Source organism: Nocardia sp. CC201C (genome assembly GCF_030010695.1).
In the GTDB taxonomy this organism is placed as follows: domain Bacteria; phylum Actinomycetota; class Actinomycetes; order Mycobacteriales; family Mycobacteriaceae; genus Nocardia; species Nocardia otitidiscaviarum.
In genome coordinates this window covers 1-19,947 of sequence record NZ_JASCXP010000097.1, presented here as the reverse complement: position 1 = coordinate 19,947, position 19,947 = coordinate 1, and the positions used below count along the sequence as shown (strand labels likewise).

General features: G+C 70.7%; 15 protein-coding genes. 6 read left to right on the top strand and 9 right to left on the bottom strand.

The window, feature by feature from the left end:
- Positions 1–154 precede the first annotated feature (154 nt).
- Positions 155–1,054, top strand: a complete 900-nt coding sequence (locus QK444_RS13110) for a universal stress protein (protein WP_282780118.1) — start codon at positions 155–157, stop codon at positions 1,052–1,054.
- Between the two features lie 100 nt (positions 1,055–1,154).
- On the opposite strand, the gene QK444_RS13105 is transcribed toward QK444_RS13110, so the two are convergent.
- The 6 genes from QK444_RS13105 to QK444_RS13080 form a co-directional block, all read right to left on the bottom strand.
- Positions 1,155–2,897 carry a GAF domain-containing sensor histidine kinase gene (locus QK444_RS13105; protein WP_282780116.1) on the bottom strand — a complete coding sequence of 581 codons (1,743 nt, stop codon included), beginning with the start codon at positions 2,895–2,897 and terminating at the stop codon, positions 1,155–1,157.
- Between the two features lie 125 nt (positions 2,898–3,022).
- Complete coding sequence (gene ppsA, locus QK444_RS13100) at positions 3,023–5,335, bottom strand: phosphoenolpyruvate synthase (RefSeq protein ID WP_282780115.1); 2,313 nt, start codon at positions 5,333–5,335, stop codon at positions 3,023–3,025.
- A gap of 32 nt (positions 5,336–5,367) precedes the next feature.
- Positions 5,368–7,389, bottom strand: coding sequence for an erythromycin esterase family protein (locus QK444_RS13095; protein ID WP_282780113.1), 2,022 nt, complete (start codon positions 7,387–7,389; stop codon positions 5,368–5,370).
- The gene (locus tag QK444_RS13090) at positions 7,386–8,534 is read right to left on the bottom strand and encodes a site-2 protease family protein (RefSeq protein WP_282780111.1); all 1,149 of its coding nucleotides are present in this window, start codon (positions 8,532–8,534) and stop codon (positions 7,386–7,388) included. Before QK444_RS13090 ends, QK444_RS13095 begins: the two co-directional genes overlap by 4 nt.
- 17 nt (positions 8,535–8,551) lie before the next feature.
- The gene (locus tag QK444_RS13085) at positions 8,552–8,746 is read right to left on the bottom strand and encodes a hypothetical protein (protein ID WP_282780109.1); all 195 of its coding nucleotides are present in this window, start codon (positions 8,744–8,746) and stop codon (positions 8,552–8,554) included.
- Positions 8,747–8,773: 27 nt separating this feature from the next.
- The gene (locus QK444_RS13080; protein WP_282780107.1) at positions 8,774–9,328 is read right to left on the bottom strand and encodes a flavodoxin domain-containing protein; all 555 of its coding nucleotides are present in this window, start codon (positions 9,326–9,328) and stop codon (positions 8,774–8,776) included.
- A 181-nt stretch (positions 9,329–9,509) separates the two neighbouring features.
- On the opposite strand from QK444_RS13080, the gene acsA reads away from it, so the two are divergent.
- Genes acsA through QK444_RS13055 form a run of 5 tightly spaced genes read left to right on the top strand, consistent with a single transcriptional unit; the run spans position 9,510 to position 15,721 of the window.
- Positions 9,510–11,327: an acetate--CoA ligase gene (gene acsA / locus QK444_RS13075; protein WP_282780106.1), complete on the top strand. Its 1,818-nt coding sequence runs from the start codon at positions 9,510–9,512 to the stop codon at positions 11,325–11,327.
- A complete protein-coding gene (gene pdhA / locus QK444_RS13070) occupies positions 11,324–12,316 on the top strand; it encodes a pyruvate dehydrogenase (acetyl-transferring) E1 component subunit alpha (RefSeq protein ID WP_349239523.1) in 993 nt (330 codons plus the stop codon). Before acsA ends, pdhA begins: the two co-directional genes overlap by 4 nt.
- On the top strand, positions 12,310–13,281 hold the full coding sequence (locus tag QK444_RS13065; RefSeq protein ID WP_282780120.1) for a pyruvate dehydrogenase complex E1 component subunit beta: 972 nt from the start codon (positions 12,310–12,312) through the stop codon (positions 13,279–13,281). The genes pdhA and QK444_RS13065 overlap by 7 nt, the downstream gene beginning before the upstream one ends.
- Positions 13,282–15,465 (top strand): 2-oxo acid dehydrogenase subunit E2, encoded by a 2,184-nt coding sequence (locus tag QK444_RS13060; protein WP_282780104.1) that lies wholly within the window; start codon positions 13,282–13,284, stop codon positions 15,463–15,465.
- 4 nt (positions 15,466–15,469) lie between these two features.
- A complete protein-coding gene (locus QK444_RS13055) occupies positions 15,470–15,721 on the top strand; it encodes a phosphopantetheine-binding protein (protein ID WP_039818864.1) in 252 nt (83 codons plus the stop codon).
- Here QK444_RS13055 and QK444_RS13050 read toward each other — a convergent pair.
- Genes QK444_RS13050 through QK444_RS13040 form a run of 3 tightly spaced genes read right to left on the bottom strand, consistent with a single transcriptional unit; the run spans position 15,708 to position 19,855 of the window.
- Entirely contained in the window at positions 15,708–17,063 is a 1,356-nt protein-coding gene (locus QK444_RS13050; RefSeq protein WP_282780101.1) for a salicylate synthase, read from the bottom strand. The genes QK444_RS13055 and QK444_RS13050 overlap by 14 nt on opposite strands.
- Positions 17,063–18,649, bottom strand: coding sequence for an NAD(P)/FAD-dependent oxidoreductase (locus tag QK444_RS13045; protein ID WP_282780099.1), 1,587 nt, complete (start codon positions 18,647–18,649; stop codon positions 17,063–17,065). The genes QK444_RS13050 and QK444_RS13045 overlap by 1 nt, the downstream gene beginning before the upstream one ends.
- 3 nt (positions 18,650–18,652) lie before the next feature.
- Entirely contained in the window at positions 18,653–19,855 is a 1,203-nt protein-coding gene (locus QK444_RS13040; RefSeq protein ID WP_282780097.1) for an ABC transporter ATP-binding protein, read from the bottom strand.
- Positions 19,856–19,947 lie beyond the last annotated feature (92 nt).

Below are 19,947 nucleotides of genomic sequence, written 5' to 3'. Positions count from 1 at the left end.
GCCCGCCGCCGGGCCGCTTGGGCGGCCGAATGGCGCGGCATGTCCCGCCCCATCGGACGAGATCTGGAATAACACCCCGGTTCGGATCGACACTGGAATCGGACGACCTGGCACACGGCGAACTGCCGCCGGACGACCCCTCGAGGAGAAGCTCATGACCGACAACTCCGAAACCCCGGGCGGGGAACTGAACCCGCCTGTCATCGTGGCCGTGGATGGTTCGGCGGTGTCCTATCACGCCGCCGCGTGGGCGGCGGTGGACGCCGCCCTGCACGGCTGCCCGCTGCATCTGGTCACCTCCGTGTCGGTGCCGACCGCGTTCGGTCCCGGCGCGCAGCTGACCGAATCGGATACCCGCTGGCTGCACGAGGACGGCGAGCGCGTGGTGGCCGAAGCCAAGCGCATCGCCCGCAATGCCGCACCCGGTGAAGCCCTGGAGATCACCACCGAGGTGACCCTGCACCCCGTCATCCCCGATCTCATCGACCGCTCGCAGCGGGCGCGCACCCTGGTGGTGGGGACCCGCGGCCTGGGCGCCTTCCGACGCGGCCTGCTCGGTTCGGTGAGCACCGCGGTCACCCGGCACGCGCACTGCCCCGTTGCGGTGATCCCCGGTCCGGCCGTGGATCCGATCTCGGCGGAGAAACCCGTGCTGGTCGGCGTGGACGGGACGCCGGTCGGCGATCCCGCGCTGGCCTTCGCCTTCGAGGAGGCGTCGCGGCGCAAGGTCGGCCTCACCGCACTGCACGCCTGGAGCGACTACACGGGCCCGTACCTCCCGGCCCCGGGCTGGGACATGGTGCGCGATCAGGAGGAAGCGTTGCTCGCCGAACGCCTGGCCGGATACGGTGAGCGCTACCCGGACGTGCCCGTGCGCCGCATTCTGGTGATGGACCGCCCGGTGCGCGCACTGCTGGACGAATCGGAGAACGCGCAACTGGTGGTGGTCGGCAGCCACGGGCGCGGTGGATTCACCGGAATGCTCTTGGGCTCCACCAGTTCCGCGCTGCTGCACAGCGTGGACTGCCCGGCCGTGGTGGTGCGGTCGCGCTGATCGCCGGAGTCACGGTCGCGGTGGTTCTCGGTGGTGCCGCAGGATCGTCCTGGGCTGTGGGATCGCCTCGGCCGGGCCGGAGTGGTCGGACGGTGCTGGCTCAGTCGAGCGGTACCGACCAGCGCAGCCGCGTACCGGTGCCGTCCTCGCCGGCGCCGATCTCGAAGGCGCCGCCCGCCTGTTCGGCACGGTGTGCCATATTGCGCAGACCGCTCGGGGTGATGTTCTCGGGTATGCCGCGGCCGTCGTCGGTCACGGTGATGGTGAGGTCGTCGTCGACCTCGACGGCGACGGTGAGCGTATCGGCCGCGGCATGGCGCACTGCATTGCTGACCGCCTCGCGCACCACGGCCTCGGCGTGATCGGCGAGTGCGGCGTCCACCACCGACAGCGGGCCGGATATCCGCACCGAGGTGCGGATATCCATATCGGTGGTGTGCTTGGCGACCACCTGCTCGATGCGTTGCCGCAGTCGATGCGCCGGACCCGTGCCGCCACTGTGCAGATCGAAGATGGAGGTGCGGATCTCCTGGACGACGTCCTGGAGGTCGTCGATGACGTCGGTGAGCCGCTTTCGCACCTCCGGCGTGCGGGCGCGGGCCACGGTGCCCTGCAGGCTCAGCCCGGCCGCGAACAGCCGCTGGATGACATGGTCGTGCAGATCGCGGGCGATGCGGTCGCGATCGGTGAGCACATCCAGGGCCCGCATCCGCTGCTGCGCCTCGGCCAGCTGAATGGCCAGCGCGGCCTGATCGGTGAACGCCGCCGCCAGGGAGAGCTGCTCCTCCGTGAACGGGGCCGCGCCGTGCGGACGCACCACGACGAGCACACCGAAGGACGAATCGTGCGCGCGCAGCGGCAGAATCATGGCGGGACCGCGATTCGCGATCGTTTTGCCGAACTCAGCGGGTGCCTGCGCGTCCGGGGCGTCGTCGGGGCCCTCGAAACGCCGAGGGGCGCGCTCGACGAACACATCGCCGATGGTGGTGCCGCCGATGCGGACGTACGGGTCGGCGGGGCTGTCGCCGTTGCCGGACCAGTGCGCGATCCGCAGTTCGGTGATCTCCTCCGGCGGCGTCTCCGGATCCTCCGACAGGGCGAGGAAACCGCAGTCGGACAGGGTCAGCGCACGCGCCTGATCGACCACCTGGGGGAGTACCTCGCTGGCGTCGGTGCCCGCCAGGAACTCGGTGGCGATATCGCGGGTGGCCTCGATCCACGCCTGCCGGGTCCGCGCGGACTCGTAGAGGCGGGCATTGTCGATGGCGGTGCCCGCCGCGGCGGCCAGGGCGCGGACGATGACCTCGTCGTCCTCGGTGAACAGCTGCCCACCCGCCTTCTCGGTCAGGTAGAGGTTGCCGTAGATCTCGTCGCGAATGCGTACCGGCACACCGAGGAAGGTGCGCATGGGCGGATGGTTGGGCGGGAAGCCGACCGATGACGGATGGTGGGCCAGATTCTCCAGCCGAATCGGCTTGGGCTGGCTGAACAGCATGCCCAGGACGCCGCGGCCCTCGGGGAGGTCACCGATGAGGGCACGGGTCTCCTCGTCGATGCCCTCGTAGATGAACTGTTCCAGGTGGTGGTCGTGCCCGCGCACGCCGAGCGCGCCGTAGCGCGCGTCGACGAGACTGATGGCGGTGTGCACGATGGTGCGCAGGGTCTGGTCCAGGTCCAGACCGGAGGTGACCACGAGCATGGCCTCGACCAGGCCGTCCATGCGGTCGCGGGCATCGAGGATCTGTTCGACGCGGTCCTTGACCTCGGTGAGCAGCTCTCGTAGCCGCAGCTGCGACAGGGTCTCGCGAACCGAGTAGGAGCCGCTCTGCGGATCGACGGTCATATATCGGCTGTCCTGTGTCTTGTTCGACCGCGCGTGGTTACGCGATGTCAGGGACACATTCTATTACCGGACCACCGGGCGGCCGTGTGAAAGACGGGCGAACCAGACCTGTCGGCCGCCCGAATTCAGTCGCGCCGGGCGCGTTCGAGCAGTACCCGCCGTTCCGCGGCTCCGATCGAGCGCCGGGCGCGCGTCACCGCGTCCGGCGTCACCGACACCGAGGTGATGCCCATGCGCACCAGATGCTCGGCGAAGTCGGGCCGGGTGGAGGGCGCTTGCCCGCACAGCGACGAGGTGATGCCCAACCGGCGCGCCGTGCCGACGATTCGGTCGATGGCATCGAGCACCGCGGCATCGGCCTCGTCGAACAACTCGGCGCATTCCTCGGAATCGCGGTCCACCCCGAGCATGAGCTGGGTGAGGTCGTTGCTGCCGATGGACACCCCGTCGATGCCCGCGCCCACGTACTCGGGCAGTCGGAACACCACCGACGGCACCTCGGCCATCACCCAGCGGTGCAGGCCGCGCTGGCGCCCGAGCGGACTCGCGTCCACCAGTTCCAGGCACGCCTCCAACTCCCAGCGGGTGCGCACGAACGGGATCATCAGGTGCAGGTTGGGATACTGCTCGCGGACCCGCGCCAGCGCCCGCAGCTCCAAGCGGAACATCTCCGGTTCACGCACGTAGCGATAGCAGCCGCGGAAGCCGATCATCGGATTGCGTTCCTCGGGTTCGTAGGCGATGCCGCCCTCGAGGGCGCGAAACTCGTTGCTGCGCATATCGGTAGCGCGATAGATCACCGGTCTGGGCGCGAACGCCGCCGCGATGCGCTGCAACGGGCCGGCCAGATCGGTCACGAACCGTTCGCCTTCACCGCGGGTGATGAGGTCGTGCGGATGCCGCCCCGCGAGCGCGCGGGTCAGCAGTGTCTCGGCGCGCAGCAGACCGACTCCGTCGATATCGTCGCGGGCGGCGACGCGCTCGGCCACCTCGGGCAGGGCGAGATTGACATATACGCGGGTGGCCAGCGGTTCGACGGCCGGGGCCGCGATCGGCTCGGGCGCGCTGCCGACCACCGTGGCCGCCATCCGCCCGGCACGCACCAGCCCGGCGCCGCCGTCGACGGTGACCTCGGTGCCGGTGCGCAGCTCCCGGGTCGCGGTGCGCGCGCCGACCACACAGGGCACACCGAGCTCCCGGGCCACGATGGCGGCGTGGCAGGTCATACCGCCGCTGTCGGTGACCACCGCCGCGGCCCGCGAGATGGTGGGCAGCCAGTCCGGATTGGTCATGGGGGCCACCAGGATCTCGCCGTCGCGCAGTTGCTCGCCCTCGCTGGGTGCGTGCAGCACGCGGACCGCGCCCGCCGCGCGTCCGGGTGAGGCGGCCAGCCCGCGCACCAGCACCTCGTGCGGATCCGACCCCGGCCGCTGGTCCGCTGGCGGCCGGACCGCCGCGGTGGGATGGTCGGGCAGCATGGTGATCGGCCGGGCCTGCACCAACCACAGCGTGTCGGCGTCGTAGGCCCATTCGACATCCTGCGGTCGGCCGCCGTGATGTGCCTGCACCCGCAGCGCCAGCGTGGCCACCTCGATCGCCTGCTCCTCGGTGAGCGTCGGCGCGTCCTGGTCCGCCGCCGACAGTTCCACCCGCTGGTCGGCGTCGGTCCCGGCCACGATGGCGAAGCTCTGGTGTCCGGTACGGGTGGCGAGCAGGGTGGGACCGGCGGCGTCGAGCAGATAGGTGTCGGGTTCGGTGGCCCCCGAGACCACCACCTCGCCCTGGCCGCGGGCGGCGTCGATGACGACGCGGTCGCGACGCCCGTCGGAGGGGTCGGCGGTGAACGCCACGCCCGCGCTGCGCGCGTTCACCATGCACTGCACGACGACCGCCATGACCGGGCGATCGCGCATGTCGCGGTGGGCGCGGTAGGTGAGCACGCGCGGGGTGAACAGTGACGCCCAGCATTCGACCACGGCGGTCAGCAGCCGGTCGTCACCGCGAATATTGGTGAGCGAGAGGTTCATTCCGGCGAACGAGGTCTTGGCGCCGTCCTCGCCGATGGCCGAGGAGCGCACCGCCACCCGGGGCGCGTCGCCGAGCCGGTGGTAGGCCGCGAGCACGGCCTCGCGCACCGCGGCCGGGATCGGGGTGTCGAGCACCCGCTCCCGCATGGTCCGGCACAGTTCGTCCAACCGTTGCCCGTCGGCGGCGGTAGCGCCCAGGGCGGCGTCGAGCGCCTGCTTGTGCAGCGCGTCGAGTTCGGCGCCGTGCGGGCCGCCGGTGACGACCTCCTCGTAACAGGATTTCAGGATCACGAATCCCGGTGGCACCGGCAGCTGGGCGGCCACCAGTTCACCGAGGTTCGCCCCCTTGCCACCGGCCCGGTCGGCGTCGCTCAGGCGCAGTTCCGCCAGACCCGCCACATAGTCACCCATTACGGCTCCGATCCCTCGAATGTCGTGTGCTGTCAGCGTCTCTCGTGCCGACGACGGTCGGCTACGGCCGAAGGTCCTCCGGTCGCGTGGCGAATGGTCTCCGGGCGCAGCGGTTCCAGGGCCGTGGTGTGGTCGATGTGGATCACGGCGTCGTAGCGGTCGGCCGGACGCGCGTGGAAGTAGTGGCTCTGGCGTTCGGTGCGCGGCTGGTAGATGACGCCGATGGCGCGTTCGAGCCGGGTGTCGGCCAGGACCTCGGCGGCCTCGGGATGGTCGGTGCGCAGGAACAGGGCCGGCATGCCGGTGTCGTGCAGCAGTTCTTCGATACTGCTGGCCAGGGCCGGACGCACGATCTTGTGCTCGCTCGGGCCGTCCCAGTGGCTGGCGGCCGTCACCGTGCCCCGCGAGGTGGTGAAACCGATGGTGCGGCAGGCGCTTCCGTGCCGCTCCCGGATCAGCTGGCCGAGGGTGAGCTGACCGTCGGCGGCCATCTCGGTGGCGCGGGCATCACCGATATGGGAGTTGTGCGCCCACACCACGATCCGCGCGGGCGCGCCGGGACGGTCGAGATGGCGGGCCAGGGCGTCCAGGGTGTCGGCCATATGCTCGTCGCGCAGGTTCCACGAACTCACCCGGTCGCCGAACATGGCGCGGTAGTACGCCTCGGCATTGCGCACGGTCCACGCGTTGCGCAGCGCGTCGAAGTAGGCGTCGCCGTCGTAGACGTCCATGAGCGCGGCGGCATTGCGTTGCAGATCCACCAGTTCGCGCACCACCTCGGCCTGGCAGGACTCGCCGGAACCGAAGGCCGCCGCGAAGCCGTAGGACTGGCCGTCCTCGCCGGAGCCGCGGTCGAAGCAGCCGTAGCGGTGTTTGGCACGTTCCGCGGCGAGCGGGTCGGCCTGTTCGAGGTAGTCGATCACCCGCCGCACGGACCGGTGCATGCTGTACAGGTCCAGCCCGTAGAACCCGGCCTGAGCTCCCTGGGCCGAGAGGTCGTTGTAGCGGCGCAGCCAGTCGACGAAGTCGCGGACCACCACATTGCGCCACATCCAGGAGGGGAATCGCTCGAAGCCGCCGAGCGCCTCGGTGGCGGAACCGTCGGTGCCGTGTCCGCGCACAAATCGGTCGACGCGGTAGGCGTCGGGCCAATCCGCTTCGGCCGCGACGGCGCGGAAGCCGTGGTCCACGATCAGGCGGCGGGTGATCTCGGCGCGTGCGGCGTAGAACTCGTGGGTGCCGTGCGAACTCTCGCCGATCAGCACGAACCGGGCGTCGCCGATGAGATCGCGCAATGCGTCGTCGGGCGGAACGCCGGCCGGCGCGGCCACGGCGGCGGCGCGCAGCATCGCGACCGGATCGGTCACCCGCGGTGTGACGTCGGTGGTCGGGGTGGCGAGCAGCAGCCGTACCTCGTCATCGGTGACCTGGGTGAAGTTCCAGAACGAATCGCCGACCGCGAGGAAGGGGGACGGCATGGTCGCGCAGACCAGATCGTCGACCAGGCCGCGCATTTCGTGACAGGTCGATTCCGGCGCGGCCGGAACCGCCACCACCACCTGCTCGGGCTCACCGGCCCGCACGGCCTCGATGGCGGCGAACATGCTCGCGCCCGTGGCCAGGCCGTCGTCGACCAGGACGACGGTACGCCCGGCCACGTCCAGCAGCGGGCGCTCACCCCGGTAGGCGGATTCCCGGTGACGCAGCTCGCGGGCCTCCTCGCGGGCGATGGTGCGCACCTGCTCGGCGGTGAGCCGCAGACCGCGCACGATGTCGTCGTTGAGCACCAGGCGGCCGCCGCCCGCGAGCGCGCCGATGGCGAATTCGGGATTTCCGGGTGCGCCGAGTTTGCGCACGATGAGGGTGTCCAGCGGCACGCCGAGCGCGGCCGCCACCTCCCAGGCGACCGGAACGCCGCCCCGCGCCAGCCCGAGCACGATCACGTCGGGATCGTGGCGGTAGTGCTCGAGCAGCCGCGCGAGTACCCGCCCCGCTTCACGGCGGTCGTGGAAGATCTGCTGCGGTTCGTCGCGCAGCACCGGTACCGAGGTCATGGGAGCCTCCCGCGGTGGTGATGAACGGGTATGCCGAGTGCGGACCGCTGGCAGGCGAGCACCATGTCGGTGGCGGTGAGCAGGCCGGTCAGCCTGCCACCGGTGTCGACCACCGCGACCGCGTCGAGATTGGGTCGCAGGACGGTATGGGATGCCACGTCGGCGAGTCGGTCGTCCGCGTGGACGACCGCGCTGGTGGGCAGCTTTCGGGCGAGGTCGCCGAGGCTCATGCCGTCGCGGTACCGCTCATCCGCCGCGACCAGATCGGCCCAGGCGAGCACACCGACCGGTCGCCCGCTATGGTCGACCACCGGGAACACCCGATGCCCGGTATCCGGCGCTTCCGAGCGCAGCAGCCTGGCGACGGTCCAGTCGGCGGGAAGGGCCATGGGCTCGGGCGTCATGACATCGCCCACCCGATGGTCGGCCAGGCGGTGCCGCAGCCCGGCCACGGACAACTCGGCATTGGCGGCGGCGCTCAGGAACCAGCCCAGCAGGATGAGCCAGAGTCCGCCGAGGTGGCCGAACAGCAGCAGTTCGGCGAGGCCGACCAGCATCAGCACCGTGCCGAGCACCCGACCGCTGCGCGCCGCGGTGGTCGCGGCCCGCAACCGGTCACCGCCGCGCCACCACAGGATGGCGCGCAGTACCCGGCCGCCGTCGAGGGGTGCCCCGGGCAGCAGATTGAACACGCCGAGAATGACATTCACCGAGGCCAGCCAGACCAGCGTGGGGGTGACCGGCCCGTCCGGGATGGCGAGGGCGCTGACGGTCGCCGCGCCGAAGGCCAGTGCGGCCAAGCCCAGACTCGCGAGTGGACCGGCCAGTGCGACGCGTAGATCGGTGCGCGCGTCCTCGGGCTCGTCGGCGAGTTCGGATACCCCGCCGAGCAGCCACAGCGTGATGCCATCTACACCGATCCCGCTGCGACGCGCCACGATCGAGTGCGCGAGCTCGTGTACCAGCAGGCAGGCGATGAGCGTCAGCGCTCCGATGACGGCGGCGGCCCAGACCGCCGCGGGACGCGCGGTGTCGGCCAGGAAGCTGCCGAGCACCCAGGTGAACAGTCCGATGGTGACGAGCACCGACCAGTTCGCACCGACCTTGATGCCCGCCACCCGTCCGAGTGGGATGGTGGAACGCACTTGTACATCAACCCTTTTCAGCGTGGCCCGGCCGAGCGCGGCGCGGCGCGCGGGGTACGGATATCGGCGGGCATGAGCAGCAGCATCAGCACCGGCGCGGCGAGCAGCAGCAGTGCGAGCCAGAGAATCGAGGCGGGCATGCCCGCCAGTTGCAGCCCCGCCACCACGACGGGCAGGGCGATGACGAACAGCGGTGCGTGGCGGATGGTCATGGCGGTCCTTCCGGGCCGGTCGCCCCGTCAGGGGTGCATGGAGGTGGACTGTGCCGCCGGGAGGCCGAGCGTGCGCGCGATGGAGTCGGTCCACACCCGGATCGCGGTCCAGTCGCGCAGATCGCCGTAGCGTCCGCCGCCCAGGACCCGGTACAGGATGCGCGCCCACAGCGAGACCCCGACGCGTTCGTAATGCCCCGCGAACGCCCGGTAATCACGCGGCGCGATGGAATCGCGGACAGCGGCGATCCGCTGGGGCACCAGACGGCCGTACCGCCGCCCGATCGGACCGCTCAGTGCCGGTCCCAGCCCCACGCTGAACAGCCAGACGTCACGGACGCTCAGCTCGTCCCGATGCGACCGCACGTACTCCTCGAGCGCGGGCAGCAGCGCCATATTGTGCACGGCACTGCCCAGCACCACCGCGTCGAAGCGCGAGAGATCGGGTGCGTGCTCGACCTCGGCGATCTCCACGACCGCCCCGCGGCTCTCCAGTTCGGTACCGATGAATTCGGCGATATCGCGGGTCGACCCCTGCGCGGTGGCGAAGACGACCGAAATGCGAGGTGAGTTCGTAGTCATACGTCGAGCCTGCCCAGTGGCGGCCGATTCGATGAGGGGCCTGATACCCCGTTCCGGCGGGACCATGGTCACCGATCGACCGCGCCGGGGCGAGAGGCGACCGAGGTCCCCGCGGCGATGGTCTTTGCGCCCTGCCGGAGCTGGCGGCGGCCGTCGTTCACTGACTGCGGGAGGTTCGACAATGACCGAGAACCGGAATGGCGTCCCGGAGACCGCGTCCGTGCGGTGGGAGCCCATCGAGAAGTCGGCGCGGGAGCGGGCCGACGCCACCATGACCGACTACGACCTGTCGCGCCGGGAATTCTCCTGGGAGGCCGCTCGATTCGATCTCGATACGATGGCGCGGGGGTGGGTCAACATCGCCCATGAGGCCGTGGACCGGCATCTGGGCACGCCGCTCGCGGACGCCGTCGCGCTGCGCTGCCGGGATGTGGCCGGACATGTCAGTGTGCTGAGCTACCGTGACTTGGCCGGGTTGAGCAACAGGTTCGCGAATGTGCTGCGCAGTCAAGGGGTGCGGCGCGGTGACCGGGTGTGCGTGCTGTTGAACCGCACGCCCGAGCTGTATATCGCGATTCTGGGCGCGTGGAAGGCGGGGTGCGTGGTGTCCCCGCTGTTCTCGGCCTTCGGGCCGGAGCCGGTGCGGCAGCGGCTGGCGATCTCGGGGGCGAGCACGCTGGTCACCACGGTGGAGCTCTATCACCGCAAGGTCGCTCCCATTCGTGCCGAGGTGCCCGCGCTGCGCCACGTGCTGGTCACCGACGCCGCCGATATCGAGGCACCGCAGGAGGACGACACCCTCGATCTGTCGCTGGCCATGTTCGCGGCCTCCGACAAATTCGAGGTGGTGCGAACCGATTCCGAGGATCCGGCGCTGCTGCACTTCACCAGCGGCACCACCGGAAAACCCAAGGGCGCGGTGCATGTGCACGGGGCGGTGCTCGCCCACCGCGTCACCGCGCGCTACGCGCTGGACCTGCGGGCGGGCGACATCTTCTGGTGCACCGCCGATCCGGGCTGGGTGACCGGCATGTCCTACGGGGTGATCGCTCCGCTCAGCCTGGGCGTCACCCTGGTCTGCGACGAGGCCGAATTCGATCCGCAGCGTTGGTTCGGCGTTCTCACCGACGAGCGGGTGACGGTGTGGTACACCGCGCCCACCGCTTTGCGCATGCTCATGCGCCGCGGCGACGAACTGCCGCCCGGCACCGATCTGTCGCACCTGCGGTTCATCGCCAGCGTCGGGGAGCCGCTCAATCCCGAGGTCGTGGTGTGGAGCGATCGCGTGTTCGGCCGTCCCGCGCATGACAACTGGTGGCAGACCGAGACCGGCGCGATCATGATCGCCAATCTGGCCGCCGCGCAGGTGCGGCCCGGCTCGATGGGACGTCCACTGCCCGGAATAGAGGTCACCGTCCTGCGCCGGGGTGGCGACGGCCGGGCCGCGGTCACCGACGGCGCCGTCACCCTCGCCGACACCGACGAGGTGGGGGAGCTGGCACTACGGGCCGGGTGGCCCTCGATGTTCCGCGGGTACTGGAACGATCCCGAGCGCTACGCCAAGGCGTTCGCGGACGGCTGGTACCTCACCGGCGATCTCGCGCGCCGCGATGCCGACGGCTACTACTGGTTCGTGGGCCGCGCCGACGACGTGATCAAGTCGGCCGGACATCTGGTGGGGCCGTTCGAGGTGGAGAGCGCGCTCATGTCGCATCCGGCGGTGGCCGAGGTCGGCGTGATCGGCACCCCCGACCCGGTCGCGGGTGAGCTGGTGAAGGCATTCGTGCTGCTGCGCCCGGGCTTCCGTCCCGACGACGACCTGCGGGCCGAGATCACCGCCTTCGGGCGGCGCGCACTCGGGGCGGTCGCGCCCAAACGCATCGAATTCACCGAGAGCCTGCCGCACACCCGCAGCGGCAAGGTCATGCGACGGCTGCTCAAGGCTCGCGAACTGGGCCTGCCCGAGGGTGACGTGTCGACCCTGGAGGGCGTGTCGTGACCGCGCTCGACGCCACCGGGAGCCTCTCCGTCCAAGAACGGATCGACCTGCTGCGCACCATGATTCGCATCCGCCGCTTCGAGGAACGCTGTGTGCGGCTCTACAGCGCCGAGGAGATCCGCGGCTTCCTGCACCTCTACATCGGAGAGGAGGCGGTGGCCGCCGGACTGCTGCGCGAGATCGGCCCCGACGACGCGGTGGTGTCCACCTACCGCGAACACGGGCACGCCATCGCCCGCGGCATCCCATTGCCGACGCTCATGGCCGAGATGTTCGGCCGCGCCACCGGATGCAGCCGGGGCCGGGGCGGCTCCATGCACCTGTTCGACGCCCAGCGGCGCTTCTACGGCGGCAATGCCATTGTCGGCGGCGGACTTCCGGTCGCGGTGGGGTTGGGGCTCGCCGACGCGATGCGCGAGCGGCCACGGGTGACCGTATGCCTGTTCGGTGAGGGCGCGATGGCCGAGGGCGAATTCCACGAGTCGCTGAATCTGGCCGCGCTGTGGCGGCTTCCGGTGCTGTTCGCGTGCGAGAACAATCGCTACGCCATGGGCACCGCGCTGGCTCGGGAGCACGCCGCGACCGATCTGGCGTTGCGAGCCGCGTCCTACGGACTGATGTCGTGGCCGGTCGACGGGATGGACGCGGAGGCCGTGGCCGCGGCGACCCGGCGCGCGGTGACCTCGATACGCGGCGGAGCGGGACCGTGCTTCCTGGAACTGCGCACCTACCGGTTCCGGGCGCACTCGCTGTACGACGCCGACCGCTATCGGGACAAGGCCGAGATCGAGGAATGGAAAGCGCGCGACCCGATTCCGCGACTGCGGACACGTCTGCTCGCCGAAGGCGTGGTGGACGAGACGGCGCTGCGAGAGCTCGAGGCGACCGTAGCGGCCGAACTCGAGGACGCCGTCACCACCGGCCGCTCCGGACCGCTGGAACCGGTCGCCGACCTGACCCGCTACGTCTACGGAGAGCCGACATCATGATCACCTATCGGGAGGCGATGCGACAGGCGCTGCGGGAGGCCCTCGATCACGACGACCGCGTCTTCCTCATGGGGGAGGACGTCGGCGCGTACGGCGGCTGCTTCGGCGTCAGCCGCGGTCTGCTGGAGGAATACGGGCCGGAGCGGATTCGGGACACCCCGCTGAGCGAATCCGGATTCGTGGGCGCGGGAATCGGTGCGGCGCTGGGCGGTATGCGGCCCATCGTCGAGATCATGACCGGCAATTTCAGCCTGCTCGCCCTCGATCAGATCCTCAACAACGCCGCCACCCTGCGGCACATGTCGGGCGGGCAGCTGGGGGTGCCGCTGGTGATCCGCCTGGCCACCGGTGCGGGACGGCAACTGGCGGCGCAGCATTCGCACAGCCTGGAGGCGTTCTACGCGCATATCCCGGGGCTGCGGGTGGTGTCGCCGGCGACCGTCGCCGACGCTCGCGGCATGCTCTGGACAGCGCTGCGGGATCCCGATCCGGTGCTGATCTTCGAACCCATCGCGCTCTACAACATCGAGGACGAGCTGCCCGTCGACGCCGGAGCGGTGAATATCGAGCGGGCGGCCATCCGCCGCCCCGGCACCGACGCCACCGTCGTCGCCTACGGCGGCACCCTGCGCACCGCGCTGGCCGCCGCCGAGGAACTGGCGGCCGAGGGCATCGCGGCGGAGGTGCTCGATCTGCGCACCCTGCGCCCGCTGGACGAGACCACCCTGCTGGAATCGGTGTCGCGCACCCACCGTCTGGTCGTGGTCGACGAGGGCTGGCGCAGCGTCGGCATCGCCGCCGAGATCGTCGCCCGCGCCGCCGAACACGCCTACTGGGATCTCGACGCCCCCGCCGCACGGGTCTGCACCGCCGAGGTGCCCATCCCGTACGCCCGGCACCTGGAGGAGGCGGCGCTGCCCCGGGTGGACGCGGTGGTCGACGCCGTCCGGAAAGCGGTGAGATGAATGCCCGAATTCCGCATGCCCTCCCTCGGGGCCGACATGACCGAGGGCACCCTGCTGCACTGGATGGTGCACCCCGGCGAGACGGTGCACGCGGGCGATGTCATCGCCGAGGTGGACACCACCAAGGCCGCCATCGAGATCGAATGCTTCGACGACGGTGTCATCGGGACGATCCTGGTCCCCGCAGGGGAAACCGTCCCGGTCGGCGCGGTCCTGGCCACCATCGAACCGGCGACCGGTTCCACGCCGCCCCCGCCCGACGCGGCGGGCGCTGTGAACGCAACGGCGGGCGCTGGCAACTCACCGCCGAGCGCTGGGGACTCACCGGCGGGCGCTGTGAACCCATCGGCGAGCACCGGGGAACCCGAACCCCGGCGGGGGGCGACCGCTGCGGCCGCCCCCGGGTTGCAGTCTCTCGCGGACAGGCAGCGTGTCGCGGAGACCGGGGCAGCACCGGAGGCAGCACGGGGGACTGTGGTGGAGTCGGGGGCAGCACCGAGGGCAGTGGCGGAGTTGGGGGCAGCACCGCGGGGTGACGCCGAGACCGAGTTCTCGTCCGCCGTTGCGGAGACCGCGTTCTTCCCGTCGGCCGTTGCGGACAGCGAACTCCCGCCGCGGGTTGTCGCGGAGGTATCGTCGCCGTCGTCCGGTTCGGAGTCCCGCGAGCGTGGTGCGGTGGGATCCGCCCCCGGATTGCGGTCGTCCGCCGACGACACCGGAAACGGTATGGCGCTCCGCGAGATTCGCGTGACGCCGTTGGTGCGCAGATTGGCCGTGGAGGCCGGAATCGATCTCGCGACCGTCGCCGGGTCGGGTCCCGACGGCCGTATCGTGCGCGCCGATATCGAGCGGGTCGCGGCGGAGCGCACCGGTACGTCGCCAGCCACTGGACTCGACAACGCCGTGGATCGCGCGGGCGATGCGGGAGCCTCGACGCAGGCGGAGACAGGGCAGCCGTATCCCGCGCGATCGGCGAGTGACACAGGCCCCCGAAGGGATCTCGGTCGGCCGAACACGGGCGACCGTCGGCCGGACGATATCGTGCCGCCGAAGAAGCTTGCGGCCCAGTCGATGAAGGCCACGTCTCGATCGAAGCACGTCGCGGGGCGGGGCGAGAGCGACCTGATCCGCCCCGATGCGGGACCGGCCGCTCCTTCCGAGCCAGGCGTGGATGTCGTAGCGGCGGAGCGTGGCAGTGGGCAGGCGGAGACCGCCGAAACGGGTCGCGCGGACTACCGACTTCATGTGCGGGCATCGGGCTATGCCCGGCGTGTCGCACGTGAACTGGCCGTCGATCTCGCCGAGGTGACCGGCACCGGTCCCGGCGGGGCCCTGCGTGCCGCCGATATCCGTGCGGCACATCGGGAATCGATACGCCATGTGGGTACTCCGGGCGACGCCGCAGAGTTCGCCAGTATTCCGGATGGTTCCGTGGGAATCACGAGTACGTCGGGTGGCGCTGGTGTGGGGGTTCCGGGCGCCGCGGCTGTGGGGCCGGGGGCTGCCGGGCATACGCGTGACGCGGGGGCGGTGCGGACGATGATCGCGGCGGCGATGACGCGGTCGAAACAGACTGTGCCACACTATTATCTGTCGAGCACCATCGATATGGCGGCTGCCGTGGGGTGGTTGCGGGCGACGAATCGGCGGCTGGCCGTGAGCGAGCGGGTGCTGCCCGCGGCGCTGCTGTTGCGCGCTACCGCGTTGGCGGCGCGGAAGGTGCCGGATGTCAACGGGTTCTGGGTCGACGGCCGGTTCGAACCCGCCGAGCGGGTGGATCTGGGGGTGGTGGTGTCGCTGCGGGGCGGGGGCATCATCGTGCCCACCGTGCCGCGTGCCGACACCCTCTCGGTGCCCGCGATCATGGCGGCGGTGCGCGGCATCGTCGCCCGGTCCCGTGACGGTCAGCTGCGTGCGGCCGATGCCACCCCCGCCACCCTCACCGTCACGAATCTCGGTGATCTGGGCGTGGATTCGGTCTTCGGTGTCATCCCGCCGCCCCAGGTCGCCATTGTCGGCTTCGGCGCGATCACCGAGCGCCCGTGCGCCGTGGACGGCCTGCTCGGCGTCCGGTCCCAGGTGACCGCCACCCTCTCCGCCGACCACCGCGCCTCCGACGGCGCGGTCGGCGCTCGCTTCCTGCACACCCTGTCCGAACTTCTCCAGCATCCCGAGGAGCTGTGATCCCATGACCGCCGCCATGTCCCGCGACACCGCCGAGACCACGGTCCGCACCGCACTGCGCGGCTTCGCCCCCGAGTCCTATCTGCGGGCCGTGTCCGAGGACGACTCCCTGCGCGCCACCCTCGAACTCGACTCCATCGACTACCTGACCTTCATCGAACGGCTGTCCGCCGCACGCGGCGCCCGCATCGAGGAGGACGACTACCCGCGGCTGGCGACCATCCGCTCCTGCGTGGACTTCCTCACCGAACGGTAGGCGCGGCGACCGCGGGCCGACCGCCACCCTCCTCGGGTGATCGCGGCGCGGAGTGCGCCGGAACGACGTACGGTGCGACGCTGGCCAGCTTCTCGCGGGTCTCCTCGTGCTCACGCTCCGGTGTGGACGCCGCGACGATCCCCGCGCCCGCGCGCAACCAGGCCCGTCCCGCGCGCTGATAGACCGCGCGCAGGACCAGGGCGGCGTCGAGCGCGCCGGTGCTGTCGGCGAGCAGCACCGCACCGCTGTAGAGCCCGCGCGGCTCGGGTTCGAGCGCGTCGATCACCGCGCACGCCGCCGCCTTCGGGATGCCGGAGGCGGTGATGGCCGGAAAGACCGTGGTGAGCGCGTCCCAGGCGGTCCGCGAGTGGGCCAGTGAGGTTTCCACGCGCGAGCCCAGATGTTGCACGCTGCCACGATCCTTGACGGTGAGGAATTCGCTCACCCGGGTCGCGCCGGGCCGTCCGACCCCGGCCATCTCCTCGAATGCCAGTTTCACCGAGATGGCATGTTCGAACACCTCTTTCGGATCGCCCAGCAGTTCCGTGCGCAGCAGCTCATCGGACCGGTGCGCGCCGGTCCGGGCCCGGGTGCCCGCGAGCGGTTGGGTGGCCGCACGTCCGGAGGCGTCCGCCTCCAGCACGGTTTCCGGACTGAATCCGGCGGCCTGCCACCCGCCGAGGTCCAGCAGGAAGGAGCGGGCAGGCGTGTTGGCGCGGCGACCCGCGACGTAGGTCGCGGGCATATCCACCGGGAAGGGCACCTCCACGGTCCGCGACAGGATCACCTTCTCCAGCTCACCGCCGCGGATGCGCGCCACCGCCCGCTCGACCCGGTGCAGATAGTCCGGGTCGAGCGCGTCGACGGCGATCGGGGTCGTCGCAGCGTCGGGCAGGCCCGCGACCAGGTCCGCGAGCATCGGTTCCGGTGACCCGTCGTGGGTGTGGACGCGCACCGCGTCCGCGGTCACCTCGATCTCGATACCGGGCACCATCACGTGGGCCAGCACCTCGGCGGTATCGGCCGTGGTCGGATGCGCCAGTTCGAAACTGGCCCAGCCGAGCGCGCGCCACCGTGGATGCGGGCAGCGGCGCAGAGCGGTGTGGACCCGCGGCCACGGAGATCCGGTCCAACTCTCGGTGAACTCGCCGCCCACCGTCGAGTACAGCCAGCCGGGGCCGACCGTGACCGCTCCGACGGGATTGCCGCCGATGAGCCAGCGTCCCGCGCGCTCGTAGACCACATAGTCGCGCAGCAGCCCGGATCCGGCGATGGCGGCCGCGACCGCCGCCGGATCGAAGCGGCCCCGGATATGACTGTGTGCACTGCCGGTGCGGGTCATCAGGCGAACGACTCTCTGATCCGGTGCGGCGCTTCGGTGCGTGACCAGTGCATCACCCGCATCGCCAGCTCCTGGTTCATATCGAAGAACTTGATCTCGGGTTTGCCGTGCGGCATGTAGTCGGGCCAGAAGCGTTCCGCGTTGAGGTGATCGATGAGTTTGCCCGCGGCGACGCGCGCGTCGAGTTCACCGCGCTCGACGGCCCCGCAGATCGTCCGCGCCGTCACCAGCAGTTCCCGCAGCCCCCGCGCGAGCGCGGAGTCGCCGCCCTCGCGACCGCGGAACAGGCTGTCGTCCCGGCTGATCACGTACTTGCCGAGGATATGCTCCAGGCTGGCGGCCGCGTAGAAGCTGTAGGTGTCCCACACCCGGATCATGGCGTTCCACAGCTCGTAGTCGCGGAAGGCCACGTACGAGGCATAGACGAGATCGTCGTGGGCATCGAACAGGCGCTGCTGCATGCTGTCGATGTCGGCGAATCGTGCCGTGGCCCAGTCGTTCTCGCTCGCCGCGTCGATGATCCGCCGAGCGAGTGCGTTCACGATCTCGAACGAGTTGGCGATACCGCGAGAGAAGAGGGCGTCGACGGTGCCGGCGGCGGTCGCGGTCAGGCAGTAGCGGTCGCCCACCGTGCGTGACACCGAATTCTGCAGGCGTCCGGTGCTCACCCACGGCCGAACGGTCCGGGCGTCGCGGAACTGCCGCGCCACGGCGGGGAAGCGGCGCAGGAAGTCCTCGAACTCCCGCTCGGGCGCCGGGCGTTGTTCGGGGTCGGTGCGGTCGAGCAGCGTCAGCCCCACACTGCACAGCGGATTCCGGGACCGATCGTGGTTGTCGAACGGGATGACCCACAGCCAGCCGCCCTCGAAGACGTGGTGCAGGGTGCCGTTGTGCCACGGATTGGGTTGTCCGTAGCGGATGTCGGAGACCTCGTCGAACGGGGCGACGCCGACCATATGGGTGAACAGGGTGCGGGAGTGGGTGCGTGCCCGCGTCGGCTGCTCGCGCAGTCCGAAGCGCTCGGCGACCAGCGAATTGAACCCGCTGGCGTCGACCAGGTATCGCGCCCGGAACCGCTGTCCGGTGGTGGATTCGAGGGTGACGCCGTCGGCGGCGTCGATCTGGATGTCGGCGACGCGGGTGTTCAACCGGTGGGTGGCGCCGTAGCGGACGGCGGTGGTGAACAGGTAGGCGTCGATATCCTGCCGGAACCAATGGGATTCGTTCCGGAACCAGGTCGGCAGCACGATCTGGTTGGCCAGTGCCGGATCCGGTCGCCGGCCGTGGCGGTGGTAGACGAATCCGAAGTTCTGCTTCTGCCCGCACATGGTGCTGACGCGCTCGGTGGTGTCGCGGAAGTTCGACAGCGCCGCCAGTTCGGGCACGTCGTAGCGTTCCGCCAGCACCTTCATCATGACCGAGGCGTAGGGGATGACCGATTCGCCGAGGACGAAGCGGGGGTGCGTGCCCGCGTCGAGGATCAGCACCGCCAAACCGTGGCGGGCCAGGATCGCACCGAGCGTGCTGCCCGCGACCCCCGCGCCCACAATGGCGACGTCGTAGCGTGAATCGTCGTGTGGTGACATGGTTTACGACTCCTGTTCCACCAGTGCGGCACCGGTGTCCGACGGGGTGGTGGGTTCCGGGGCCAGACGCCATCCCTGGGCGCGGTCGCGGTCGCGCCAGAAACGCGCGTACCGCCCGCCCGCCGCGAGCAGTTCCCGGTGGCCGCCGGATTCGGTGACGGTGCCGCCGTACAGGAACAGCACCTGGTCGGCGCGGGCGAGGGTGGCGGGCCGATGGGCGATGACCAGCACGGTGCGGTGTTCGGCGAGCGTGAGCAGACCGTCGCGGATGGCGGCCTCGTTCTCCGGGTCGAGCGCGGAGGTCGGCTCGTCGGCGAGCACGATCGGTGCGTCCTTGAGCACCGCGCGGGCGATCGAAACCCGCTGCCGCTCACCGCCGGAGAGGATCGCGCCGCCCTCACCGACCCGGGTGTCCCAGCCCTGCGGCAGCCGGGCGACGATCTCGTCCACGCGCGCCACCGCGGCGGCCGCCCGCACCTGCTCGTCGGTGGCGTCGGGGCGGGCGAGCCGGATGTTGTCGGCGATGGTGCCGTCGAAGAGATACACGTCCTGGAACACCAGCGACAGCATGGACATCAGGGTCTCGGTGGGGATGTCGCGCACATCGTGCCCGCCGATCCGCACCGCGCCCGCGTCGGTGTCGAAGAAGCGGGCGATGAGCCGCGTGACGGTGGTTTTACCGGCACCGGAGGGACCGGCCAACGCGGTGAGCTTCCCGGCCGGGATGGTGAACGAGACATCGTCGAGCACCGGCGGATTCGTGCCCGCGCCGCCGTATCCGAAGCTGACGCCGTCGAAGTCGATGTCGGTGCGCTGCGGACGCAGCGGTGCGGCCGGTTCGGGCAGCGGTCGGGTATCGAGTACCTCGCGTATGCGCAGTAGGTGGTTGCGGGCCACCTTCAACGCGCTGCCGAGTTCGGCGGCGGCGATCATCGGTTCCACGAACCGGACCGCGAGCACCAGCAGGGCCAGCAGTGTCGGCGTGTCCAGGGATCCGCCCACGGCCAGGTAGGTGCCGTACCAGAGCACCACCGTGAACACCGCCTGCACCACGAGGGTGAAGCTCACCAGGCCGGGGACGGCGGCGGTGACCAGCCGGCGGCCGGCATCGCGTTGGGCGGTGAGGGCGTCGTCGAGCGCCGAGAACCCGCGCACGGTCTGGCCGCACGACCGCAGCACCCGTTGCGCCTGCGCGTATTCCACCACGCGGGTGCCCGCGGCGGCGGTGGCGGCGTGGGGGGGGGGGGGGGGGGGGGGGGGGGGGGGGGGGGGGGGGGGGGGGGGGCGGGGGGGGCGGG